General features: G+C 64.7%; 28 protein-coding genes and 1 pseudogene. 10 read left to right on the top strand and 19 right to left on the bottom strand.

Features of this window, described 5'->3' with window-relative positions; all coding sequences use genetic code 11:
* Positions 1-166 precede the first annotated feature (166 nt).
* A complete protein-coding gene (locus IVA98_RS03165) occupies positions 167-568 on the bottom strand; it encodes a VOC family protein (RefSeq protein ID WP_247297178.1) in 402 nt (133 codons plus the stop codon).
* A 113-nt stretch (positions 569-681) separates the two neighbouring features.
* Entirely contained in the window at positions 682-2,088 is a 1,407-nt protein-coding gene (locus IVA98_RS03160) for an adenylate/guanylate cyclase domain-containing protein (protein WP_247354270.1), read from the bottom strand.
* Between the two features lie 278 nt (positions 2,089-2,366).
* On the opposite strand from IVA98_RS03160, the gene IVA98_RS03155 reads away from it, so the two are divergent.
* Positions 2,367-2,651, top strand: a complete 285-nt coding sequence (locus tag IVA98_RS03155) for a helix-turn-helix domain-containing protein (protein WP_346657684.1) — start codon at positions 2,367-2,369, stop codon at positions 2,649-2,651.
* On the opposite strand, the gene IVA98_RS03150 is transcribed toward IVA98_RS03155, so the two are convergent.
* From IVA98_RS03150 to IVA98_RS03140, 3 genes are all read right to left on the bottom strand, one after another.
* On the bottom strand, positions 2,585-2,842 hold the full coding sequence (locus tag IVA98_RS03150; RefSeq protein ID WP_247297182.1) for a hypothetical protein: 258 nt from the start codon (positions 2,840-2,842) through the stop codon (positions 2,585-2,587). The genes IVA98_RS03155 and IVA98_RS03150 overlap by 67 nt on opposite strands.
* 170 nt (positions 2,843-3,012) lie before the next feature.
* On the bottom strand, positions 3,013-3,219 hold the full coding sequence (locus IVA98_RS03145; protein ID WP_247354269.1) for a hypothetical protein: 207 nt from the start codon (positions 3,217-3,219) through the stop codon (positions 3,013-3,015).
* A gap of 88 nt (positions 3,220-3,307) precedes the next feature.
* Complete coding sequence (locus tag IVA98_RS03140; protein ID WP_247297184.1) at positions 3,308-3,478, bottom strand: Flp family type IVb pilin; 171 nt, start codon at positions 3,476-3,478, stop codon at positions 3,308-3,310.
* Between the two features lie 343 nt (positions 3,479-3,821).
* Here IVA98_RS03140 and IVA98_RS03135 point away from each other — a divergent pair, with 343 nt between their 5' ends.
* Positions 3,822-5,123: a M15 family metallopeptidase domain-containing protein gene (locus IVA98_RS03135; protein WP_247297185.1), complete on the top strand. Its 1,302-nt coding sequence runs from the start codon at positions 3,822-3,824 to the stop codon at positions 5,121-5,123.
* A gap of 2 nt (positions 5,124-5,125) precedes the next feature.
* On the opposite strand, the gene pdxY is transcribed toward IVA98_RS03135, so the two are convergent.
* Positions 5,126-5,944 carry a pyridoxal kinase gene (gene pdxY / locus IVA98_RS03130; RefSeq protein WP_247354268.1) on the bottom strand — a complete coding sequence of 273 codons (819 nt, stop codon included), beginning with the start codon at positions 5,942-5,944 and terminating at the stop codon, positions 5,126-5,128.
* A 111-nt stretch (positions 5,945-6,055) separates the two neighbouring features.
* On the bottom strand, positions 6,056-6,688 hold the full coding sequence (locus IVA98_RS03125) for a TetR/AcrR family transcriptional regulator (protein ID WP_247297191.1): 633 nt from the start codon (positions 6,686-6,688) through the stop codon (positions 6,056-6,058).
* Positions 6,689-6,785: 97 nt separating this feature from the next.
* On the opposite strand from IVA98_RS03125, the pseudogene IVA98_RS03120 reads away from it, so the two are divergent.
* Positions 6,786-7,450 (top strand): annotated as a pseudogene (locus tag IVA98_RS03120) (O-methyltransferase).
* Positions 7,451-7,653: 203 nt separating this feature from the next.
* Positions 7,654-7,998, top strand: a complete 345-nt coding sequence (locus IVA98_RS03115) for a DMT family transporter (protein WP_247297195.1) — start codon at positions 7,654-7,656, stop codon at positions 7,996-7,998.
* A 20-nt stretch (positions 7,999-8,018) separates the two neighbouring features.
* Here IVA98_RS03115 and IVA98_RS03110 read toward each other — a convergent pair whose 3' ends face one another.
* The 5 genes from IVA98_RS03110 to IVA98_RS03090 form a co-directional block, all read right to left on the bottom strand.
* The gene (locus IVA98_RS03110; protein ID WP_247297198.1) at positions 8,019-8,387 is read right to left on the bottom strand and encodes a hypothetical protein; all 369 of its coding nucleotides are present in this window, start codon (positions 8,385-8,387) and stop codon (positions 8,019-8,021) included.
* Between the two features lie 22 nt (positions 8,388-8,409).
* A complete protein-coding gene (locus IVA98_RS03105; RefSeq protein ID WP_346657683.1) occupies positions 8,410-8,616 on the bottom strand; it encodes a hypothetical protein in 207 nt (68 codons plus the stop codon).
* Positions 8,617-8,878: 262 nt separating this feature from the next.
* Positions 8,879-9,157: a hypothetical protein gene (locus IVA98_RS03100; protein WP_247277277.1), complete on the bottom strand. Its 279-nt coding sequence runs from the start codon at positions 9,155-9,157 to the stop codon at positions 8,879-8,881.
* 169 nt (positions 9,158-9,326) lie between these two features.
* Complete coding sequence (locus IVA98_RS03095) at positions 9,327-10,292, bottom strand: SH3 domain-containing protein (RefSeq protein ID WP_247354267.1); 966 nt, start codon at positions 10,290-10,292, stop codon at positions 9,327-9,329.
* A gap of 154 nt (positions 10,293-10,446) precedes the next feature.
* A complete protein-coding gene (locus tag IVA98_RS03090) occupies positions 10,447-12,369 on the bottom strand; it encodes an FAD-binding monooxygenase (RefSeq protein ID WP_247334696.1) in 1,923 nt (640 codons plus the stop codon).
* Positions 12,370-12,468: 99 nt separating this feature from the next.
* On the opposite strand from IVA98_RS03090, the gene IVA98_RS03085 reads away from it, so the two are divergent.
* Complete coding sequence (locus tag IVA98_RS03085; protein WP_247297207.1) at positions 12,469-12,933, top strand: MarR family winged helix-turn-helix transcriptional regulator; 465 nt, start codon at positions 12,469-12,471, stop codon at positions 12,931-12,933.
* 118 nt (positions 12,934-13,051) lie between these two features.
* Positions 13,052-13,483: a COG4315 family predicted lipoprotein gene (locus tag IVA98_RS03080; RefSeq protein WP_247297209.1), complete on the top strand. Its 432-nt coding sequence runs from the start codon at positions 13,052-13,054 to the stop codon at positions 13,481-13,483.
* Between the two features lie 82 nt (positions 13,484-13,565).
* On the opposite strand, the gene IVA98_RS03075 is transcribed toward IVA98_RS03080, so the two are convergent.
* Positions 13,566-14,162 (bottom strand): L,D-transpeptidase, encoded by a 597-nt coding sequence (locus IVA98_RS03075; protein WP_249816776.1) that lies wholly within the window; start codon positions 14,160-14,162, stop codon positions 13,566-13,568.
* A gap of 344 nt (positions 14,163-14,506) precedes the next feature.
* On the opposite strand from IVA98_RS03075, the gene IVA98_RS03070 reads away from it, so the two are divergent.
* On the top strand, positions 14,507-15,511 hold the full coding sequence (locus IVA98_RS03070; RefSeq protein ID WP_247354266.1) for a hypothetical protein: 1,005 nt from the start codon (positions 14,507-14,509) through the stop codon (positions 15,509-15,511).
* A 377-nt stretch (positions 15,512-15,888) separates the two neighbouring features.
* Positions 15,889-16,119, top strand: a complete 231-nt coding sequence (locus tag IVA98_RS03065; protein WP_247277284.1) for a DUF6894 family protein — start codon at positions 15,889-15,891, stop codon at positions 16,117-16,119.
* Here IVA98_RS03065 and IVA98_RS03060 read toward each other — a convergent pair whose 3' ends face one another.
* Positions 16,120-16,905, bottom strand: a complete 786-nt coding sequence (locus IVA98_RS03060; protein WP_247297216.1) for an SDR family NAD(P)-dependent oxidoreductase — start codon at positions 16,903-16,905, stop codon at positions 16,120-16,122. It lies immediately after the preceding gene.
* Positions 16,906-17,032: 127 nt separating this feature from the next.
* Here IVA98_RS03060 and IVA98_RS03055 point away from each other — a divergent pair, with 127 nt between their 5' ends.
* Positions 17,033-17,425 (top strand): hypothetical protein, encoded by a 393-nt coding sequence (locus IVA98_RS03055; protein WP_247297217.1) that lies wholly within the window; start codon positions 17,033-17,035, stop codon positions 17,423-17,425.
* Positions 17,426-17,538: 113 nt separating this feature from the next.
* Positions 17,539-17,787, top strand: a complete 249-nt coding sequence (locus IVA98_RS03050) for a hypothetical protein (RefSeq protein WP_247297219.1) — start codon at positions 17,539-17,541, stop codon at positions 17,785-17,787.
* A 20-nt stretch (positions 17,788-17,807) separates the two neighbouring features.
* Here IVA98_RS03050 and IVA98_RS03045 read toward each other — a convergent pair whose 3' ends face one another.
* From IVA98_RS03045 to IVA98_RS03025, 5 genes are all read right to left on the bottom strand, one after another.
* The gene (locus IVA98_RS03045) at positions 17,808-17,993 is read right to left on the bottom strand and encodes a hypothetical protein (protein ID WP_247277288.1); all 186 of its coding nucleotides are present in this window, start codon (positions 17,991-17,993) and stop codon (positions 17,808-17,810) included.
* 172 nt (positions 17,994-18,165) lie between these two features.
* Positions 18,166-18,450: a cell division topological specificity factor MinE gene (minE, locus tag IVA98_RS03040; protein WP_247297221.1), complete on the bottom strand. Its 285-nt coding sequence runs from the start codon at positions 18,448-18,450 to the stop codon at positions 18,166-18,168.
* Positions 18,447-19,262, bottom strand: a complete 816-nt coding sequence (gene minD / locus IVA98_RS03035) for a septum site-determining protein MinD (protein WP_247297223.1) — start codon at positions 19,260-19,262, stop codon at positions 18,447-18,449. The genes minE and minD overlap by 4 nt, the downstream gene beginning before the upstream one ends.
* Positions 19,263-19,280: 18 nt before the next feature.
* Entirely contained in the window at positions 19,281-19,979 is a 699-nt protein-coding gene (gene minC, locus IVA98_RS03030; RefSeq protein WP_247277291.1) for a septum site-determining protein MinC, read from the bottom strand.
* A 264-nt stretch (positions 19,980-20,243) separates the two neighbouring features.
* The gene (locus IVA98_RS03025; RefSeq protein ID WP_247297234.1) at positions 20,244-21,260 is read right to left on the bottom strand and encodes an ABC transporter substrate-binding protein; all 1,017 of its coding nucleotides are present in this window, start codon (positions 21,258-21,260) and stop codon (positions 20,244-20,246) included.
* Between the last annotated feature and the right edge of the window lie 88 nt (positions 21,261-21,348).

Below are 21,348 nucleotides of genomic sequence, written 5' to 3'. Positions count from 1 at the left end.
CTATTCGGGATCGCCGAAGTCGGCCCGGAGCATTGGCGCCCGGTGCCCTGCTCGCCCGACGGGAAAAATATTCGGACTTGCAGAACTCTGAAATCCCTCATGTTTTCTACTGTGCATGGGGTTGTTTTCACAACTTTGCTTTGACGGGCCCCGCCCCGCGCTCGATCTACGCCCCGAGCAGCGCGTCATATCCGCGCTCGCTGAACGCCAGCAGACAGAAGCCGTGCCCGAACGGATCGGCCAGCATCGCGATCCGCCCATAGGGCGCATCGCTTGCGGCAATCTCGAGGATCGCGCCGGCGCGCAGCGCGCGTTCGACGGCGGCATCGACATCATCGACGACGACGTCGATATGCACGGGCGTCCAGTGCCGCGCGTAGCGGCGGCGATCGCCGCCGGCGCCGATTGTGCCGGCCTGCTTGGTGAGCAGATACACCGGCGCCGGCCAGCCCAAGAGCTCGACGAAGTCGCCGCCGAAGCAACGGCCGAGCGTCAGGCCGAATGCTTCGGTGTAGAAGGTCGTCGCTTGCGCGACGTCGGGGACGTCGATGTTGAGGAGGAAGGCCATGATCAACTCGTTGCGCGGTTGCGCAGCGAGCGTAGCCCGAATGGAGCGTCGCGCAATCCGGGATGGTGCCGCAGGTGCAATCCCGAATTTCGCTTGCGCGCCGGGCGACGGTCTTACGGGATTTCGTACACCGACACCTTGTCCCCGATCCCGCTCAGCGCGACGCTGCGACGTGTCGGGTTGAGGCCGCCGGCCTCCAGCAGCGTCCGCGCCTCGGCGTTGTCGACCACCGCCTCCGTCACTACGATCGCGCGCGAGGCGGCGAGGCTCTGGACGCGGGAGGCGATGTTCACGGTCTGGCCGAAATAATCCTGCTGGCCGTTGAGGGTGACGGCGAGGCACGAGCCCTCGTGAATGCCCATCTTGAGCAGCAGGCCCTGGTGCTGACGCTGGGCGCCGAGCTCGCTCATGGCCTCGCGCATGCGGATCGCGGCCGCAATGGCGCGATCGGGCGTCTCGAAGGTCGCCATCACGGCATCGCCAATGGTCTTGACCACGGCGCCCTGCTCGGAGGCGATGATCTCCTGCAACAGGCGGAAATGCTCGTTGACGAGATCGAAGGCGACGAGGTCGCCGACATGCTCGTAAAGCCCGGTGGAGTCCTTCAGGTCCGAGAACAGGAAGGTCAGGCTGAGGATCTTGAGGCGCTGGCCGATCGCGAGCGTATCGGTGCGGTAGAGATCGCGAAAGGTCTGGTTGGTGAGGAGGCGCTTTGCGGTGAGGCTCGGCTTGCGCCGGGTCAGGAGATCGTCGAGCCGCTGGTTCATCACCCACACCGCCGGCAGCACGCGGCCGTCGGTGCGGTTCTCGAGCGTCAGCCGCAGCGGTCCCGGGCGCAGGCTCACGGCGTCGACCGGGACCTCGGTCCTGTTCAAGATCAACGACAGGGCCTGGCGCTCGGCCGTCTCCTCGCCCTTCACCTCGATGTACTGCGCCGTGTGCGTCACCGGATCGAACACGATCAGCATGCCCGGCTGTACTTGCAGCGAGAGAATGGCGCGCTCGCCCGGCGGCAGGTCGACGGATTCCAGGGTCAGCTCGCGAAGCAGGCCGTCGAGGTCGGGCGGAAGCTCGATCGCCGAGCTCCAGAACACCTGGCGGTAATATTCGGCGAGCGGCAGCTCCTCGGCATTGTGCGCGGCGATCCTGCGCACGCGCGGGCTGACCGCGAAGGTCACCTCGACCAGATTATCGAGCGTCGTCTCATAGCCGGCGGCGCAGAAGGCGCAGTGATATTGCGGGCTGTTGACGGTCTTCAGGCTCTTGTTGGCCGAGAGCACGCCGGCGCAGCTCGGGCACATCACGCTCCAGGTCATCTCGAGGATGCCGAGCCCGACCGCATGCAGCAGCCCCGCGATCACCTGCTCTTCGCCGAGATTGGCCATCCTTGCCAGATGCAGCGCATTGATCTTGCACAGGGCATGGTCCGGCCCCTCCCGCACCATGCGCTCGAGCATGTCGACGACGGGCGCGTCGGCCGACTGGCGCAGGACACCGAACAGGGTTTCGATCTCGCTCATGCCGTGATGTTATATGGAAGGGGGTGACGCGGACATCCGCTTTCCGATTACCTATGCCGGGTAAGGAGGAGCGCAAGCCATAGCCGTCAATTGCTGCGTCACGATGATGGGAGTTTGCGGAGTCCCGGCAAAGGCCGGATTTCTCTTTGTTTCCCCATCCCCGCTGCTATCGCTTTGCGCGCCCACTAAGTGGTCGATGTGACCGAGCGCGATCGCGGTGGCGTTGCCCTTCGGCGCGATCCATTCGGCGGCATCGGTGAACAGCGCCGCGATGCGCGCTGCGTCGCGGCCATCTGGCGCGGCTGTTCGAATGGCATGTCGGCGCCACGCCGCAACAGCTTGCCAAGACGCTGCGCGCGCAACGCGCCAAGCGCTTGCTCGATGCCGGTGATTACACTATGGCTGAGATCGCGTTCCAGGCCGCGTCGTTCATGGTCGCACGAGGGGGCGGATCGCGCGCGCGGCGAGACCCGCCTGCCCTTCATGCGATCTCAACTCAGCGGGCGGCCCCCGTCGTGACGTCCGCGGTCTTGACCTTGCGGGGGCTGAGCACCTTCAATTGATGCGCTGAAGCAACCGTCGTGGGCGCCGCGACCTGCTGCTCGACATGCGTCCCACCGACCACGCGCACCTGCAAGGGCGAAACCGGAAATCCGTTGGCCTCATAGGTCGGCAGCTCAGCGGCGAAAGCCGAAGTCGCGCCCGCGATCGTCAGGAATGTGGCGGCGATCGTCAAAGTCTTCTTCTTGTTCATTGGTAATGCTCCTGATGGAAGATTCGGAGCACATTTAAGCGCGTCGTGCTGCATTGCGACATCCGCTGTTGCATTGCAACAGCGCACGCAGTGCATGGCGATATGCTTAACACGGTACAAAGCCTTGGCCGAATCACGCCGGCGGGGCCATCGCGCGTTGCGGGCGGAGGTCAGCCGCCGAGCACGTTGCCCCAACCATCGAAGAGGTAGGCCTTCCAAGCTACGGTTCCATCCTCACGTGGCCGGCTGCCCTTCCGGTAGTCATCGGCCTGTTCGGCGGTCCAGGTGATGATCGTGTCGGACAGACGATCATGCAGGATGGCGGGCTCGGTGGGATCGAAGTCGTCCATGGGACGAAGCGAGGAATGCGTGCTCATGGGCCGATCAACGCACGGCCGTGCGCAAAGTTGCCGCGAAGCGTCAGGGCGTCTTGTCAAACAGCCAATCGCGAAAGCCCCTCACCGCCTATTTCAGCGCGATCGCGAGCGATTGCAGTTTTGCGACGAGATTGGTGCCGAGCGCATAGATGATCTCGATAATCGCGAGTGCGATGCCGGCCGCGATCAGACAGTACTCGATCGCAGTGGCGCCGGATTCATTGGCGACGAATTCGGCCCATTTGCATTTCAACTTCACTGACGTGCCTTTCTGTCTCTACCAGAAATTGCGAGCGCGAAAAGTGCGTTGTGGCAATCGAAGATTGAGTAAATTCGGATCGCTCAATTTGACGACAAACCGGCTGGTTGCAGGCATTCCGGCGCAGCCGCACATGGGGCCGCCATGGAACCCGCGTTGCAACTTCGCAACACCTCTTCGAAAAGCCCGTTTTCGTTGATTTACGCCATTGCGCCGCCACACCCTCTTCCGAACAATTGACGCGCTGCGTGCCTTTCCGTGCAAGACTGTTTGCATCAAGTCTGTTTGCATCATGACTGTTCGAACAAGACTGGTTCGAACAGAACGTTTGGAGGCAGGGATCATGAATGATCGGCAGTCTCTTCTTGTGGCGGTCTCATGCCCCTCGGCCGTTCTCGCTGCCTGGCTGCTGCTCTCCCTGTCGGCCTACGCGCCAGCCCTTATCGAGAACAGCGGCGCCAATGCGGCTGCCGTCTCGCGCGCGAAGGATCTCGGTCGCCTCGACCTTGCCGACGTCCCACGCGCTGCGACCATCGAGGACGGTGTCGCCTTGACCGCCGACATTGCGGCGGCTGCGGCGAGCCTCGTAACTGTCGAAGCGGCAGCCGCGCCGGAGGCGGAGGTACCTGCCCCCGCCGTCCAGCTCGCGTCGGCCGATCCCGCGTTGATATTGTCGCCGGAGCCGCCCGCGCCTCAGATTTCGCCCGAACCAGCACCGAGCGTCAGCGAGGCTCCGCCTGCGCCAGCGCCAGAGCCCTTCAAACTCGCATCCGCCGATCCCACCGAGATCGTGGCCACGGACGCACTGTCCCCCGCCACGATCGCGAGCGGATCCGCCCCCGTTGCAAGCAAGACGTCGCCACCCGCAGACACCGTCGCCGTGCTCGACGAATGCTTCGTCGTGGACGCCTGCATCGATCGCTATCTCTGGGCGCTCTACCAGCGCACGCCTAAGGAGGATTCAATCAAGGTGCAGGAACGCCGCGCCGTCACCGTCAAGCGCAAGGGCAAGACGGTGACCGTGATGCGCAGCTTCACCAAGCTGGTCGACGAGGATTTCGGCTGGAAGGATCCCAAGGCGGCTGAGCATGCCGGCATGTCGATGATGGACTACGTCATCGGCGGCATGGACAAGAGCTTCAAGCGAAAGCTGTTTCGCACGCTGCTCGCCGCCGAAGCCGCCGGCCTCTCGCCGGGCATCACCAGCGCGTTCCGTGACGATTATCGCCAGTCGATCGCGAGCGGCCTGAAGGCCGCCTCCGACCGCTCCTATCACGGCGGCAGCACGCGTGGCGGTTATGGGCACGGCATGGCCGCCGACATCGTCAGCACCCAGGGTAGCAATCGCGCGCAACGCTGGGTCTCGACTGAAATCCTGTGGAAGTGGGTCGACGCCAACGGCAAGGCATTCGGCATCGGCCGGCCCTATCTCGGCCGCGATCCGCCGCATGTCGGCCCGATCGACGGCCAGGAATACATCTCGCGCCGGGGCACGGCGGAGCGCAAGGAAGCTGCCAACGCCAAGCCGAGAAAGGTGCGCGCTGCGGCCCACGCAAAGCCGCCCAAATCACAGGCCATGCGTGAGCAGAAGAGCCCGGCAAAGTCGCAGAGGGCGGCGCAATCGGCCGGCAAACGCGCGACCTGAAGCTACGGCTTGCGGGCCGGCGTCGGCAGCGGCACGAGACGCATCTCGGCTGTGCCGGCCTCCTGCGTGCGCACCAGCACCGCAAAGATGGTTTCGACCGCCAGCCGCACTGCGACCTCCCTCGCCAAACCCTTGGCGAGATGCGCCGCGATCAGGCCGGTGAGAAGGTCGCCCGTGCCATAGGGCCGGATCGGCAGACGCAGCGTGGCAAAGCGCGACAAATGGCCGTCGGCGCAGAGGATCGTCTCCAACTGTCCTTCGGGCGTGTCCGCGAGCGTGCAGCCGGTAGCGACGACGTCGAGGCGGGCCTGCTCCGCGAGTGCCGCGCAGGCCGCGCGCAGGTCCTGCGCATCGGCAATCGTGATGCCCGCAAGCAGCTCGAGCTCGAACCGGTTTGGCGTGGTCAGGTTCGCGGCCGGCAGCAGCCGGCGCCGGAGCACGTCCAGAATTCCATCGGCGACATAGACGCGACCATCGTCTCCGATCACGGGATCACAGAGATAGACGAGCTTCGAATTGCGCACCAAGGCCCGCTCGACGAACTCGGCAACGACGGCGGCATTACCGGGCGAGCCGAGATAGCCAGTGACGACCACGGCCGCCTCGTCGACGAGATCGCGCTCTTCTACGCCCCTGAGAAGATCGGCCACCAGCTCGGTCTCCAGCACCCGCCCGCGCAGGCTCGGATAGCGTGGATGGTTCGACAGCAGCGTCGTCGGCACCGCCGCGACATTCACACCCTCCGCCTGCACGGCGTAGGCAGCCGCGCTGTTGCCGACGTGGCCGTGGACCACCTGACTTTGAATGGAGATGACGAGCATCAGAGGTCCGTAGGGGCAAATGCTACGCGAGGCAAGTGCAGCAATCATAGCCGAAATAGAGCGCACCTCCATCCTAGCTACAGGATTGCGGCAGCACGTGCGGGCAATGCCTCAGCGCCGCGCCAGCCTTCTAAGATAGGCGCAGAACATGTCGGCCATGGCATCAGCATAGGCTGCGATCTCCGCCTCGCTCCGTGTCTCTTCCGAAAAACTTTTGCCGACCTCGCTGAGCGTCGTCGTGATCAGCTCGCCGGCGAGGGTGCGCGTCGCATCCGAGGCTTTGGGCAGCGCCTCCCGCATGAAGGCGGCGACGATGCCCTCGCCGGCCGCCCGCGCATCCTGCGCCTCCGGCGCGTCGCGATAGAGCGGTGCGGCATCGCTGAGCGCGACGCGAATCGCAGCCTCCTCGCATTCGGAGCGGATGAAGGCATGGACCAATGCGCGCAGCCGCGCCAGCGGGGGCGTCGCCCGGTTCGCCAGGATGCCGCGCAGGAGCTCGCTGGTGCGCCGCCACTCGTCGCTCTGGAGGCGGAACAGGATCGCCGCCTTGTTCGGAAAATATTGGTAGAGCGATCCAACGCTCACCCCGGCCCGGTCCGCCACCCTCGCCGTCGTGAAACGCTGCGCCCCCTCCTTCGCCAAGACCTGAACAGCGGCATCCAGGATGGCCGCCACCAGCCCGGTGGAGCGGGCCTGTTGCGGCTGTTTTCGCGAGGAAATTGAACGGCTTCGACGGTCGGCCATGATGCCTGCGAGCAATGCGAATAGGAAATGCGACGAATTAGTCGTATTTCAGTCTCCGCGCAAGCACGCGCTTCGCTGCGAACCCTGGAGACGCCAAATGACCACCCCAACCATCACATCGCTTACGCCGCTGCTGGATCGACTGTTCGACGAGGCCGAAGCTGCAAGCAGCGCAACGCTGGCCGCTATCGCCGACTTGTCCGATGCCGACCGGGCACGGATGATGCGCAGCAAGACCGCTTACCGCGATCTCTATGGACGCCTGAGGGACGCTCCGCTCGCGGTCTCGCGCGAGACCGGCAGCCTGCTCTACATGCTGGCCCGCAGCTCCCGCGCCAAGGCGATCGTCGAGTTCGGCACCTCGTTCGGCATCTCGACCCTGCATCTTGCTGCAGCTCTGCGTGACAATGGCGGCGGCCGCCTCATCACCAGTGAGTTCGAGCCGTCTAAGGCAGCGCGGGCGCGGACAACCTGTCGGCCGGCGGTGTGATCGACCTCGTGGAAATCCGCGAAGGCGATGCGCTGAAGACCCTCAGTGCCGATCTGCCCGATACGATCGACCTCGTGCTGCTCGATGGTGCCAAGGCGCTCTACTCGGATATTCTGGATCTGCTCGAACGCCATCTCAGGCCGGGCGCGATCATCGTCGCCGATAACGCCGACGACAGCCCCGACTATCTGGCGCGTATGCGCAAGCCGGGAAACGGCTACATGTCCACGGCCTTTGTCGAAGACGTCGAACTGTCGGTGCGGATCAACTGACGCGGTGTCGACGCACCGCGGCATCTCGAGCCGCCACGCGATGGAACGCGCGGCGGCTTCGTTGCCTCGGCGGCGTCACCGTCGTGTCCGCATTCCAATCGGTGTCGCAGGTTCGTCACTCACACGTGTTACCTGCTCACGGCAAAAGCCCGTTCCAGGGGCTCGACGTATACCGCGCAGAATCTTCTTACGCCGAGAGGCTCATGACCTCCGCCTTCAATGCTTACGCGGCGCTCGCACTTGCCATCGTGTTCGAAGTCACGGCGTCCGCCTTCCTGCAGCAATCCGCTCAGTTCACGCGGCCCTGGCCGACCTTGGCGATGGTGCTGTTCTATGTCGCCTCGTTCTATGCGCTGTCGGCGGCAATCCGCATCATCCCCCTGAGCATCGCCTATGCGATCTGGGGCGGCGTCGGCATCATCCTGACCGCCACGGTCTCCTTCGTGCTATTCCGCCAGATGCTCGACGGCGCCGCCTTCGTCGGCATCGCCTTGATCGTGTCCGGGGTCGTGGTGATCAACCTGTTCTCGGAGACGACGGTGCATTGACGCGGCAGTCCCGGTGCGCGCTACTGGCCCCGCACCGGTTTGGGCGGACGCTGCGCGGATCGCGGCGGTTTTGCGCCAGGCTTGGCCGCACTACGGGGTGGCGGCCCATCGACCGACTCCAGATAGGCGGCGAGCGCCTTGGCGGAATCGGAACTGGTTGCGTAGTGGTCTTTCAAGAACCAGGACAGCGTCAGGCTGAAGCGTCCCTTGGCAAGGCCCCGTGGGGTGCGGTGACAACTGGCGCAACCGTCGGCAAAGAGCCTTGCGGGCGACTTGCCGGCGTCAAGGTTCTGCGCGGCTGCAACCGTCGCCGTCAGGACGGCGCCCGCGGCAAGAGTAATCAAGGGCGCGATCAAGCCGCGCCCCGGTCGAAACAGCGAAATCAACATTGTCCCTTGGACCGCCTTGCGGTCACGCCGCCGACAGCTGATCGAATTCGGGCGGCGCATAGGCCTTGCCGTCCTGATCGGTGATGACGACCTGCCACCCCTCGCTGGCCCACACCCTGGCCTTGGCCACGATGAGCAGCCGGCTCTCGCGGGCGAAGCTATACTTCTCGTTGTCGCGTTCTGCGACCATTTTGTAGGCCAATGCATATCCCCTGGCGTTGCCCCGCACCCCGCCCCTCTCGTGGCAGCGGGCTTTGGCGGCAATTCGCCAGGAGCGTGGCAATTTGGTGCCATCCGCGGGCAGTACGGCGCCGGCGCGCTCACAGCCCGGTAACCGGATGAGCGCGCGCCGCATCAGGGACGCGCCTCTGCTGTGCGGGTTTGCTTGCCGCCAAGCGTGCAGCGCCGCAGGCGCGTCGTCACATGGTGCCGAATCGGCCCCCGGCGCCGTCACGACTGCTACGGAACCGATAGCGCCTGCGCGAGCGTCGCTAGTGCACCCTGATGATGTGCGGCCGGCCGAGATTGATCAGCCCCTGCACCGCCGACAGGCGATCGTCGAGGGCTGCGATCGTGAGCTGCAGATTGTTGCGGCGCTCGTCGAGCATGCCCATCTCGGCGCCGGTGAGCTTTGCGCTCGCCCGTTCCTTGTGGATCGCTTCGAGGGATTTGCGCAGTCCGGCAATCAGGCTGGACAGCTGCTTGGCCTCCTTGGTCATCGACCGCTTCGCGACATTTTGGCGGCGCGTCTCCGCCTGACTCTGTCTCATCGTCATCCTCCCGTGCCCCGCTGCCCCGAGTGGATGCTTACAGCTTTGAGTACACATATTACGATCGATGAAATCTGCTCGCGAAAAACTTCCTTAAATTGTATGCGCAGAGAACCTGGGTCCGACAAGCAGAAAGCCCGGCGCAAGGGCCGGGCTTTCCTAAGCAACGTCAGTGCTTCTGATGGCCGCCACCGGGGCCGCCCGCTTGGGGGCCACCACGCGGCGCCGCATTGATGTGCGGAGCGCCGCCGCCGGGGTGCGGCATCGCGGGTGCCGCCGCGCGCGGCGCCGGCATCTGCGCTCGGGCATTCATCGGCGTGCCATGGCCGACGTTCGGCTGGGCGACGTGCGGCATCGCCGGCCGGGCTGCAGGCGCGGCCGACACGCGCGGCACTTCATGGGCGCGCGTCATCGGCTGCGCGCGCACGGCAGCACGGCTCGCAGCATGGTCGTGCATCATGCGCGCCTGCGCGTCGCGCGGACTGCGGCCCTGCACGGCGGTTCGCTCATTCGCGATGCGCTCATTCCGCGCGGCGCGGGTTCGGTCGATCGTAACCGCGGCGTCGCGCTTGGCGAGCGCATTGGGCCGCCCGACCACGGCATCCCGTGCGGTGGCCGCGACATTGCCCCTGGCGTGCACGCCGCTGCGCTCGAGTGCGACCGCCGCATCGCGCGTTGCCGCGCGGCCGATACGAGCCGCACGTGGATCAAGCGTCATCCGCGTCGCGAAACGCTGATGCGAAGTCCAGTAATTATTCCAATAGGCGTGGCGGCGATACCAGGGACGTCCCGCATAGTAGTTCGACCAATACGAGGTCAACACGAAGGGGACGACGGGCACGTCGATCTCCTCGACATAATCGGGGAGATAGACGTAGTGGTTGCGATAGAGGTATTCGAGATATTGCGACGATACCCAGCCGCGATCGTCGGAGAAGCTCACGTCGCACCAGGCATTGCCGCGCAGGCAGCCATGGATGTTGACGCGGGCACCACCGGGGATGCGGTCGACCAGGGGAAAGCCCGTGCCCGGTCCGGCACGCAGGCCGGTCGAGACGGTGACGATGCCCGGCGCGGCCAGCGCGGCCGTCGGGGCAAGCAGCAATGCGGCAAGCAAAACGCTTTTGAGTCTCATGGCGTGTTCCTCCTCTGCCAGTCGGAACGCGCAAGCGGAACGGGCGTTCCGCGTACGGTGGTCGCACGCGTCGAAAGATCGAAATGCACACCGCGCGCGGTTCAATATTCACTCGCCGTTCATCGCCAAAGCACCCGGGCGCGCAGCCGGACCGTCAATTCGCTGGCAACATGACGGCGTCGAAGTACGACGCGAGCGCAGCAAAGCCGTCGAGCGGCAGCACATTCGCGACGTACTGGTCCGGCCGCACCACGACCATGCAGCCGGCTTTCCGGTCGATGCCGCGCATGGCGAAGACGTCGTTGCCGCTCTTGAGGTCGGGACAGAACATCTTCTCGTAGTCGATCAAGCCGTAGCGGCCTTTGCGCGGGAGCAACAGCGGCGGCATCGCCTCGACGGCAAGCTCGCGATGACCTTGCTGGAAGATAGCGCGCAGGTCGATCACGCTGTCGATGTCGGCGCCGACCCGCGTGTATCGCCTGATCGGCGACTCCCTTGCTTCGGCGAGGAACTTGCACAGGGCGCGAATGGCCGATCCCGCTGCGGCGGGATCTTCCGCAGGCGAAAACGCGTAGATGCGGAAGCGGCCGTCGGCCCGCGCCGCATGACCGAGATGCACCGGCTTGGCGTCCGCCAGCCGGATCACCGGCGCGGAGTGGAAGCGCTTGCCGATCACGAGACCTGCCGCGAGATGCTGATGTGCTGCCGTGCCGGTGAGAAGCGAGGGACGGTAATGCGTCGCGGTCCCGGCCGTGTAACGGCCGTGCCGGACGAAATAGTCCTGCGTCCTCGCCGCATCGGCACCGCCGGCCTTCGCGGCGGAGGCGAGAATCCCTGCCCATTCACGATCGAAGTCGATCAGCTCCTTGGCAACCGCCTGGCGCTCGGCCGAATAGGAATGCAGCAGGCCTGGGGCGCACTGCCCGCGCAGGACGGCGGCGAGCTTCCAGCCGAGATTGAAGGCGTCCTGCATCGAGACGTTCATGCCCTGCCCCGCTTTCGGGCTGTGGGTATGGCAGGCATCGCCGGCGATGAAGATACGCGGCTGGCGGGTTTCGATCTCGGCGTCCGGCACGTCATCGAACTTGTCGGTGAGGCGCTGGCCGATCTCGTAGACCGACCACCAGGCGATCTCCTTCACCTCGAGCGTATGCGGCCTCAAGATCCGCTGCGCCTTGGCGATGACGTCGTCGGCACTGATGTTGCGATTGGCGACGCGCTCGCCGATCTCGAGCTTGGCGAGCTCGACATAGAGGCGGACCATGTAACCGCCTTCACGCGGGATGATCAGCAAGCTGCCGTCCTTCGCCGACTGGATCAGCGACTTGAAACGGATATCCGGGAAATCTGTCACCGCCAGCACGTCCATCACGCCCCAAGCGTGATTGGCGGAATCGCCGTGCAGCTCCCGGCCGATCGACTTTCGTACCGTGCTGCGCGCGCCATCGCAGCCGACGACATAGCGCGCCTTGATCGTTTCGATCTTGCCCTCGCTTCCGGCATCGACGCGGGCGAGCCGCACCGTCACGGCATGATCGGCGGCAGCAGCGGTCGGATCGACATCGAGATCGAGCACGCGCCGGCTGTAATACGGCTCGAGCTTGGCCGGCGATTTCCGCATGACGTCGAGAAAGCCATCATGGATGCGGGCCTGGTTGAGGATGACGTGCGGGAATTCCGACAGCCCGTCCTCGACGTCCTGGACCCGACCGCTGCGGACGATCGTCTTGGGCTGCCGCTCGTCTGGCTTCCAGAACGTCGTCTCGTTGACCCAATAGGCCTCCTTCAGCACGCGCGCGCTGAAACCAAAGGCGTGAAACATCTCCATGGTGCGACAGGCGATGCCGTCGGCCTGGCCGACCAGCAGGCGGCCTGCTTTCTGCTCGACGATGCAGGTCTTGATATCAGGGAATTGCGCGAGCTGGGCGGCGAGCGTGAGGCCGGCGGGTCCGCAGCCGACGATGAGGACATCGACCTCTTCAGGCACCGCGCCCGCTGCACCCGAGGCTTGAACGCGGTCGGCGGGATCGGCAATCTCGGGATCGCCCGGCTGAAATCCATTCAGATGGAATTGCATGAGCACCTCTCCCGCCAACTTCTTTGGATATTGCTCAGTATGCTGACTATCAGTATACTTGTCAACGACCGGCCCGTCCCTGCCCAAACGGAGAATCCAGTGAAAGACAACAACGACATGCCCGGGCATCTGGCGCGCCGGTTCCAGCAGATCGCGGTCGCGGTATTCCTGGCTGAAGTCGCAGATGCCGGTTTCGATCTCACGCCGGTGCAATATGCCGCGCTCGCGACCATCAAGGCCAATCCGGGGCTCGATCAGGTGACGCTCGCGGGATTGATCGCCTATGACCGCACCACCATCACCGGCGTAATCGATCGCCTGGTGCAGAAGGGCCTTGCCGAGCGCCGCCCCTCCAGCCGCGACCGCCGCGCGCGCGAGCTCGAGATCACCGACGAAGGCCGGCGCACGCTGCGCAAGATCACGCCCGCCGTCGAGTCTGCGCAGCGCATCATGCTGCGCGGCCTCAGCGCGAAGGAAGGCGAGGAGCTGATGCGGCTCTTGCGCAAGGCGATTGCCGCCGGCAACGAGCTCAGTCGCGCGCCGCTGCGCGAAGTGCCGGCATAGGCCCGTCGTTTTGTACGCATTGTCGCAGCGCCGCGAAACCTGGAACTAACGTTCGGCTGCTACGGTCGGCCCGTTCGGCGTTTAACGCGCGGTTAACTTTGCGGCTCGGGGGTTTCGGATGTTCAGGTTCGTTGTTGCGGCCGCGGCGATCGCGCTCTCGGCAGGTCATGCGCTCGCAAACGGCCATGGCGGCGGCGAATCTCCGCCTCCGCCGAAACCTGAGGCGACGATCGCGCCGGCGAAGGTGGTCCTGACCAAGCAGGGTCCCAAGCTGGTCGATCTCAAAGGCATGACGCTCTACTATTACGAGCGCGACACCACCGGAAAGACATCGAACTGCAACGGCAAGTGCACCGAGAGCTGGGTCCCGCTCGCCGCGACCGCCGACGCCAAGGCTGTCGGCGATTTCACCGTGATCAACCGCAACGACGGCAGCAAGATGTGGGCCTACCGTTATCGCCCGCTCTACACCTCGCCCGCCGACAAGGCGCCGGGCGATGCCAACGGCAATGCCACGACGCTGCAATGGCGGATCGCCAGGCCGGAATAAGACGGCGCGGGACGACCCATGTCGCCGATTGCTGGCAATGATCAATGATCATGAGCGACAGAAGCGGCCGATCGCTCAGCCCTCAGCTGCGCCAGCGCGTGCCCGTCTCGGCCTGCGCGTTCTGCCCCGGCGGCAGCACCACGACCGTCGAATTGAGCTTCACCCGGTCATAGAGATCGATGACGTCCTCGTTGCGCATCCGGATGCAACCTGAAGAGATCGCCTGCCCGATATATTCGGGCTGATTGGTACCGTGGATGCGGTAGAGCGTGTCCTTGTTGCCGACATAGAGGTAGATTCCCCGGGCCCCCAGCGGATTGGCCGGGCCACCGGGAACGCGCGCCGGATATGGCCCGAGCCGGGCCTGGATGTCCGCCGTCGGAACCCAGTCCGGCCATTCTGCCAGGCGGCCGACGCGGGCGACGCCTGAGAACGCCATGGCTTCCTCGCCGACCGCGACGCCGTAGCGGATCGCCTTGCCCTCGGGCAGCACGAAATACAAATAGCGCGCATCGGTATCGACCAGGATGGTCCCTGGTTGCTCCTTGCGATGGTAATCGACGATGTGGCGCAAATATTGCTCGGGCACGTTCGCCCTCGCGTAAGGCGCATGCGCGAGCAGCTGCCGGTCGCGCGGTGTCATGCTCGCGTCGGTCGACGGAGAGAGAGTCGTCTGCATGCAACCGCCGAGCGGCAGCAGAGCAGCAACGAATAGAATGATTAAAGATCTTGGCACCGCCGGCCCCCGATAGCGGATAGCACCCCCAGCGCCACTACATGCTGTCAAAATCGTGCAAAAAACAAGGCAAGCGCGGAACAATTACACGTGTTCGACAAGGCGGGTTCCATCACCACAAACGGCAGGAGAGCGTCGCATCATCTCCATCTCCTTGCCTTGCTTTGGTCAAACCCGGCTGGACTCGTGCTCCCCGGGACTTGGGATGGGCCCACCACAACAGATGATCGGCTCGCGCCAATGCGGACGACCAAGGCTTTAAACATCTGGGCTTCAAAGGAGCTGCGATGCTGGCGACGCTGAACAGCAAGCAAATCGTCGATGAGATCGTGAAGGACACGGTCAAGGACAACGATCCGCACGACTCGGTTCAGATTTCTCCCGAGATCGTGCTGGCCTCGCGCCCGGGGAGCGCGGCACCGGCGCTGGCGCCGGAGACCGCGCCCCGTCCGGAGCCGAAGTTCGCTCCGAGTCCGGCGCGTGCGCCGGAGCCCACCATCAACGTCGTCTACGGAAAACCCGCCGCGGCACCTTCGGTCGACACGGCGGTTCGCGTGACGGCCAGCGATGGTGCCGGCCATCGGAAGCGATCCGCGGTTGGCAAGTGGCTGCGCGGTGCGTTCGTCACGTTCCTGTTCGCCGGCGGCAGCGCGGCTGCCGCGATTGGCTGGGAGAAGCATGGCGACACAGCAAAGCAAATGTTCGCCGAATGGACGCCGGTATTGGCGTCGCTGATGCCTTCGACGTCGCTGATGTCTTCGACGTCGCAGACGACGCCCGTCGCCGCGGCGCAAGCCGCCCCGCCCGCAGCACCAGCGGCAGCCGAACAAACGGCGGAGCAATCTGCAACGCCGCCTGCAACCCAGCTTGCCGCCGCGCCCGCGACAGCGCAGCCCGATACCGCGCAATCGATGCAGTCGATGACGAACGATCTCGCCGCGATGGCGCAGCAGATCGAGCAGCTCAAGGCCAACATCGCCCAGCTGAAGGCCGGACAGGAGCAGATGGCGCGCGAGATGGCGAAGCCGCCTGCGCCCAGGCCGGTGGCTGTTGAGACCAAGCCGGCCGATCCGCGCGCGCGCACCTCTGCGCTGCCGCCGCGGCCTGCGATGCCGCCAGTTCGCAAGCCCAAGCCGGCCGTAAGCCAGACCTACATGCCGGCCTATACGCCAGCACCGCTTGCACCTCCGCCGCCATCGCAGGCTGCGGCGGTCCCGCCGCCGGTTGCGACGTCGCAAGCCGTAGCCGATGACGATGGACCTGTCGTGCGTCCGCCAATGCCGCTGCGCTAGCGCGACACCAGCGTCGCAACGTCGCCTACGCTGTCCGAGTCGATGTAATGCGTTGAGTCCGGACGATTACGGGAAGCGATGCTTTGCGTGTCTTCCGAAGAGAAAAGGCCGTCGGGATCTATGCCGGCGGCCTTCTCTTGCAACTGCCGGTTCCCGGAGCCCGGTTCTGTTGCAATTCCATGCTTTATGATCACGCCGCATATTTAATAAATTCTTAACGGGCCCGCTTGCTGCACATCATTTCTGCGCCATAAGCACAGAGATTGCGCGGCCGGTTCATTCGAAACGATCGACTCAGTGGTACCATGCTGGGTCTGTCGAGACTTTCCGTTGAAGACTCGTTTTTCAAACTTGGGTCGTCACACCGGGGAATTCGGATGCCTTACTACTCCTTCGATCTTGTGGTTGGTGAAGAGTTCAAGAACCAGGGTGGAATCATCCTCGAAGACATCGAGGTCGCCTCCGATCGGGCCGATCAATTGGCGACCGAGCTGTCCCAGGTGAAGCCGGAGCTCCAGCAGAAGGGTTGCTCGGTGCGCGTCACGGACCGCGATCACAACGAGGTCTATCGCACGCCGCTCGATCCCGTCCCTGCGTGGCAGCGCTAGCTATACGTCAACCACTGGCGCTTCGAACCAGTTCGTCAGCGACAATCCGCCGTCGACGACGAAGGCTGCGCCAGTGACGTAACCGGACAGCTTGTTCGACAAGACGGTCAGCGCCATCGGGGCGAGGTCATCGGCCTCGCCGAGGCGCCCGAGCGGAATGTGCCGCGCCAGCGCGGCATCCGCGACGAATCCGCCGGCTGCGATCGCGCCGGGCACCAGTGCGTTGACACGGATGTCGTGGCGGCCAAACGTCTTGGCGAGCTCCTTCACCAGCATCGCCATTGCCGCCTTCGCCGTCGAATAGTGCGGCAGGTTGCGCGGCGTGCCGGCATGCAGCGAGGTGAGAAACAGGAACGAGCCCGGCCGCTTCGCCGCGATCAGCCGTGTCGCGATCTCGCGCGCCAGATGGAAGCCGGCATCGAGATTGACGGCATGCATCTGCTGCCAGGTTTGGCGATCGACCGCGAGCGCATGGTCCGCCTCTCGCCGGGGCGGAGACGCGCTGTGGACGAAATGCGTGATGTCCCCGAGCGCTGTCTGCGCGGCGGCCAGCAGCTCATCGCATGCCTCGAGCCTGGCGAGATCGCCGATCCAGGGCACCGCCAGTTCGGGTCTCTTGCTCGCGCTGATCGCGACCCTCACCCGCTCGGCATTGATATCGGCAAACACGGTCCGGACGCCCTCGCCGACCAGAGCCTGCGCGATCGCGCGGCCGATGCCGTTGCCGGCGCCGGTGACGAGCGCGGTGTCGCGTGCGGGGTCGAATGGCGTGCTGAACAGGCTCATGTTGCGTTCCGGGGCCGGCGGACACAATCTAGCGCGCCGCGCCGAGGAACGACAATGGCCTCCCGGCACCATTGCGGAGCAGCGCGGCGGACGCTAGCCTCTCAAAAAAACGGAGGAGAGACCAAGGATGCGCACCGGTTTTCTGATGACGGGCTTGTTGCTGCTGGCCGCGCCGGCGCAGGCGGCCGACGCGCCGCCGCGGTCGACCTATGTGACGATGGTGTTGCAGGCCTTCGCCGCCAAGGTCGAGTGCCCCAACACGGATCTCGTTTATCAGGACCTCGTGCAGAAGGCGCAGCAGATGCACCTGCCTGACGGCACCACCGAGAAGGTGCGCAAGGCGATCGCCTGGATGCACACCGGCGGCAAGATGGGCGAGAAGCAGGACGACGATTTGATGGCGGAGGTCGCAGTCGCCACCCAGGCGACCGACATGGACCAGCGCCGCCTCGGCATGCCCGGCTGGTGCGAGGCCCAGAAGACCAACCTCGCCGGATTGATCCGCAGCAAGGGCGGCTAACGAGGCGGCTGTTGCAGCGTTAAGCACGCTGCCAACAGCCGACGCTCCCGACCAAAAATCGTCACAATTCTCCACAGCATGCGGCCTCTTCGAATTCGAACCGGAGAGCCCTGATGCGGAATATCCATTTCGTTTTCGCCGGCGCGATTGCGGCCGCCACGGTGCTGACTGCGCCCGTGCTGGCGAAGAATTCCGACGCCCAGAGAAGCGAGGAAAAATCCACTTCGTCGCCCTGTACTGCCTATCAGCAGGCGCCGGACGGCTCGTGGGAACCCCTTCCCTGCAAAGCCACAGGCGAGCGGGCGCAGCCCCAGACGCAGAATCGACGTTCGACGCAAGCCACCGATCGCGGCGAGCGTTGAGTACGCCCGCGCTTAAGTCGTCAGCTCTGGTGCGGACCGCGCATGATCTTCATGGCATCGGCGATGTGACGCCATTCTTTGGCCTCTTCGGCCTCGCCGCGGCCCTCGCAGGCCTGCGCCTGCTCGGCGGCCTTCGCAATCGCAGCGAATCCATGCTGTTCCAGCATCTGCCGCGCGACGGTGTGGACCTGGAGCTCGGACATCATGGGCGCTCTCCGTTTGAAGGAAACCGCGGCGCCCGGCTCGGCGGCGCTCCGCGGGTCTCCCACAACGATCTCGCCATGCGACCCGTTCCGCTTACCTCGCGACAAAGGCGGCCCGCCATGCCCGGCGGACCGCCTTCTCACCCACCCCAATGAAAGTCGCTTGCCGCGTCCCCTACGCGACCGCCACGCGCTTGCGCTCGAAATCGTTGGGCACCTCGATATCGACCTCTAGGGTCGACACATCGTCGCCGCGCTCGAGCCGGACGATGACCTTGGTCGGGTCCAGCTTGACGTGCTTGGACACGACGGCGAGTATTTCCTCACGCAGCACCCCGAGCAGATCGGGCTGGCCACGCATCCCTCGTTCATGCGCGAGCAGGATCTGCAACCGTTCGCGAGCGACGGGAGCAGACGAGGCCTTGTTGCCGCGCAGAAGCCGGAGCAGACCCATGCTCATGCAGCCCTCCGTCGCAGCAGACGATCCATGAAGCCCTTGCGCTCGGTCGGAACCTGCATCGGCACGGTATCGCCGCACAGCCGCCGCGCCGCGTCGCTATAGGCCCGCGCCGGTGCGCCGTCCGCGTTCGACAGCGTCACGGGGGTACCGACGTTCGAGGCGCGCAACACGTCCTGGCTCTCGGGGATGATGCCGAGCAAAGGCGTGGCGAGGATCTCGAGAATGTCGTCGATGGTCAGCATCTCGCCGCGCGCGGCGCGGGAGGGATCGTAGCGGGTGATGAGAACGTGCTTCTCGACGCGCTCGCCCTTCTCGGCCCGCACCGTCTTGGAATCGAGCATGCCGATGATGCGATCGGAATCGCGTACCGAGGAGACTTCCGGATTGGTGACGATCACGGCCTCGTCGGCAAAGCGCATGGCCATCGAGGCGCCGCGCTCGATGCCGGCCGGGCTATCGCAGATCACCCAGTCGAACCGGCTGCGCAGATCGGCGATGACCTTGCCCACGCCCTCCTCCGTCAGCGCATCCTTGTCGCGGGTTTGCGAGGCCGGCAGCAGCCAGAGATTCTCCAGCCGCTTGTCTTTGATTAGCGCCTGGGGCAGCTTGGCTACGCCCTGCACTACGTTGATGAGGTCGAACACCACGCGGCGTTCGGCGCCCATTACGAGGTCGAGATTGCGCAGGCCGACGTCGAAATCGACGACGACGACCTTGTCGCCGCGCTGCGCGAGCGCGGCCCCCAGTGCGGCAGTGGTCGTGGTCTTGCCGACCCCGCCCTTGCCTGATGTCACGACCAGTACCTTAGCCATTTCAAAAATCTCCTCTGGTCAGTTCAGCGCGGTAATTCGCATGGTGTTGCCTTGCAGAAAGGCTTGGGCAGGCTGGCCGCGCAGGGCGGCGTCGATGTCGTCGGCAGTCTGATAAAACCCATCGATTGCAAGCAGTTCGGCTTCGATCTTCTGGCAGTAGATGCGCGCGCTGGTGTGACCGTTGACCCCGGCCATGGCGCGGCCGCGCAACGCGCCGTAAATGTGAATGGAGCCGCCGGCGACGACCTCGGCGCCGGAGCCGACGGAGCCGAGAATGGTGATGTCGCCTTCGGGGAAGATCACGGTCTGGCCCGAGCGCACGGGAGCCTCGAGCAGCAGCGAGGTCGGCTTGGTCTCGGCCTTCGTCTCGGTCTTCTTGGGCGCGTTCGGCTCGACCACACAGCTGCGTCCGCCCGAGAGCAGCGGTGGCATCGTCGGGGTCAGCCTTGCCTCTTCCACGCCTTCAATGCCGAGCACGCGGATGTTGCGGTCCTGCAGGCTGGTCAAGAGATGGCCGATGCCGGCTTGGCTCAGATCGACCGAGGACAGGTCGATCACCACGGGCCGGCCGGCAAAGAAGCCCGGCGAGCGGGCGATCGTCGCATCGATCTCCTGGAGCCAGTCCAGGATCGGAACGGTCGGCACGAACACGAAGGCCACATAGGAGCGCCCCCGCAGGCGCACCATTTGGCGTTGAGTTTTTACTGCAGCCTCCATATCGGCCGACTCGTTCCCAATTATTGAATGGTTAACGATGCGGCGGATATGGTTAATGGCCGGTTAATTTCCCCGCGGGGTCACGTGGAATCCGTTGGGCTAGCGGCCGCGCGTCGCGCGGGCGCTCTCGTCCAGCACACCGCTGTCATCACCCGCGACGGCAGGTGATCCAGTACTTGAGATGGTTGTGGATGCTGGATAGGCCGCGGCGTATTGGATGCCCCGCCTTCACGGGGGCATGCCCGCGGCATGTCGGGAGAGCCCTTACTTCTTCACCTTGCTGGCATCCATCTTGATGGAGGGATCGAGCATCTTGGTCGTGAACGCCGTCGACACGTCGAACGGCTTCTCCATACCGAGATAGGTTTGGACCAGCTCGTAGTCCTTCTTCATCCGCTCGCCGTCGATCCAGCCGAGCGACTTCGTCGTCGTGAATTCGTCGGTCATCAGGGACTTGATGCGTTCCCACTGGCGCTCCTGGTTCTCCCTGTCGAGACCGGAGACCTGATCGAGCAGCGCCTTCAGGCATGGCGTGACGTCGGCGACGCAAGCCGCAAAGGCCTTCTGCGTGACGCGCACGAACTCCTCGACCACCTTGGGATTCTTCTGCAGATAAGCGCCGTTGACGATCAGCGAATTGCCATAGGGATTGAGCCCGATGTCCTTCCAGTTGATGTAGCCGAGATCGGGTCCGAACTCGATCACTTTCAGATCGTGCTCGTTGTAGAAGTCGCTGATGATGTCGACGGTGTGGCTCTTCAGCGCCGCGATCTTCGCGGTCGGCCCGACATTGACGAAGCCGACAGAATCGGGCGCCAGACCTGCGGCCTTGGCGAAGGCCGGCCACATCACGCGCGAGGCATCCCCAGGCGGGTTGCCGATCTTGTGCCCGGCAAAGTCCTTCACACCGTTCACGCCGTAGCTCTTCAGCCAGTAGAAGGTCTGGCCGGTATTGGCATAGACGCTCATCACCGCAACCGTGTCGGCGCCCTTGCTCTTGGCCACCAGCATGGTGGCGAGATCGGCGACGCCGAAAGGCGAGCCGCCGGAGCCGACCTTGGCGGCGGAGACGCCGGAGCCTTTGCCGGTCTCGATCGTCAGGTCGATGCCCGCCTTCTCGTACCAGCCTTGAGCCTTGGCGTAATAATACGGCGAGTGATCGGCCGTCGGCGTCCAGTTCAGGATCAGATTGACCGCCTCGCCCGCGCGCGCAGGCATCGCCGACACACCGAGCGTCAGCGCCAATACCAGGGCAGAGCCCGCCGCCTGCAAATGCTTCATCGCACCTCTCCTCATTGCCGCGACCCGGCTTGTCGCTCTCGCCATGTGAGGATACCAATGCAACAAGCCCGCCCTCAACTTGTCAACT

Source organism: Bradyrhizobium sp. 160 (genome assembly GCF_023073735.1).
Classification (GTDB): Bacteria; Pseudomonadota; Alphaproteobacteria; order Rhizobiales; family Xanthobacteraceae; genus Bradyrhizobium.
The sequence above is the reverse complement of the archived record's forward strand: the minus strand, read 5'-3'. Positions and strand labels throughout refer to the sequence as shown.

Bases quoted from the DNA above. Each gene is read 5' to 3' on its own strand.
- IVA98_RS03165 (WP_247297178.1), bottom strand. From the start codon at position 568: ATGGCCTTCCTCCTCAACATCGACGTCCCCGACGTCGCGCAAGCGACG.
- IVA98_RS03160 (WP_247354270.1), bottom strand. From the start codon at position 2,088: ATGAGCGAGATCGAAACCCTGTTCGGTGTCCTGCGCCAGTCGGCCGAC.
- IVA98_RS03150 (WP_247297182.1), bottom strand. From the start codon at position 2,842: ATGAACAAGAAGAAGACTTTGACGATCGCCGCCACATTCCTGACGATC.
- IVA98_RS03145 (WP_247354269.1), bottom strand. From the start codon at position 3,219: ATGAGCACGCATTCCTCGCTTCGTCCCATGGACGACTTCGATCCCACC.
- IVA98_RS03135 (WP_247297185.1), top strand. From the start codon at position 3,822: ATGAATGATCGGCAGTCTCTTCTTGTGGCGGTCTCATGCCCCTCGGCC.
- pdxY (WP_247354268.1), bottom strand. From the start codon at position 5,944: ATGCTCGTCATCTCCATTCAAAGTCAGGTGGTCCACGGCCACGTCGGC.
- IVA98_RS03125 (WP_247297191.1), bottom strand. From the start codon at position 6,688: ATGGCCGACCGTCGAAGCCGTTCAATTTCCTCGCGAAAACAGCCGCAA.
- IVA98_RS03115 (WP_247297195.1), top strand. From the start codon at position 7,654: ATGACCTCCGCCTTCAATGCTTACGCGGCGCTCGCACTTGCCATCGTG.
- IVA98_RS03110 (WP_247297198.1), bottom strand. From the start codon at position 8,387: ATGTTGATTTCGCTGTTTCGACCGGGGCGCGGCTTGATCGCGCCCTTG.
- IVA98_RS03100 (WP_247277277.1), bottom strand. From the start codon at position 9,157: ATGAGACAGAGTCAGGCGGAGACGCGCCGCCAAAATGTCGCGAAGCGG.
- IVA98_RS03095 (WP_247354267.1), bottom strand. From the start codon at position 10,292: ATGAGACTCAAAAGCGTTTTGCTTGCCGCATTGCTGCTTGCCCCGACG.
- IVA98_RS03090 (WP_247334696.1), bottom strand. From the start codon at position 12,369: ATGCAATTCCATCTGAATGGATTTCAGCCGGGCGATCCCGAGATTGCC.
- IVA98_RS03080 (WP_247297209.1), top strand. From the start codon at position 13,052: ATGTTCAGGTTCGTTGTTGCGGCCGCGGCGATCGCGCTCTCGGCAGGT.
- IVA98_RS03075 (WP_249816776.1), bottom strand. From the start codon at position 14,162: ATGCAGACGACTCTCTCTCCGTCGACCGACGCGAGCATGACACCGCGC.
- IVA98_RS03070 (WP_247354266.1), top strand. From the start codon at position 14,507: ATGCTGGCGACGCTGAACAGCAAGCAAATCGTCGATGAGATCGTGAAG.
- IVA98_RS03065 (WP_247277284.1), top strand. From the start codon at position 15,889: ATGCCTTACTACTCCTTCGATCTTGTGGTTGGTGAAGAGTTCAAGAAC.
- IVA98_RS03060 (WP_247297216.1), bottom strand. From the start codon at position 16,905: ATGAGCCTGTTCAGCACGCCATTCGACCCCGCACGCGACACCGCGCTC.
- IVA98_RS03055 (WP_247297217.1), top strand. From the start codon at position 17,033: ATGCGCACCGGTTTTCTGATGACGGGCTTGTTGCTGCTGGCCGCGCCG.
- IVA98_RS03050 (WP_247297219.1), top strand. From the start codon at position 17,539: ATGCGGAATATCCATTTCGTTTTCGCCGGCGCGATTGCGGCCGCCACG.
- IVA98_RS03045 (WP_247277288.1), bottom strand. From the start codon at position 17,993: ATGATGTCCGAGCTCCAGGTCCACACCGTCGCGCGGCAGATGCTGGAA.
- minE (WP_247297221.1), bottom strand. From the start codon at position 18,450: ATGAGCATGGGTCTGCTCCGGCTTCTGCGCGGCAACAAGGCCTCGTCT.
- minD (WP_247297223.1), bottom strand. From the start codon at position 19,262: ATGGCTAAGGTACTGGTCGTGACATCAGGCAAGGGCGGGGTCGGCAAG.
- minC (WP_247277291.1), bottom strand. From the start codon at position 19,979: ATGGAGGCTGCAGTAAAAACTCAACGCCAAATGGTGCGCCTGCGGGGG.
- IVA98_RS03025 (WP_247297234.1), bottom strand. From the start codon at position 21,260: ATGAAGCATTTGCAGGCGGCGGGCTCTGCCCTGGTATTGGCGCTGACG.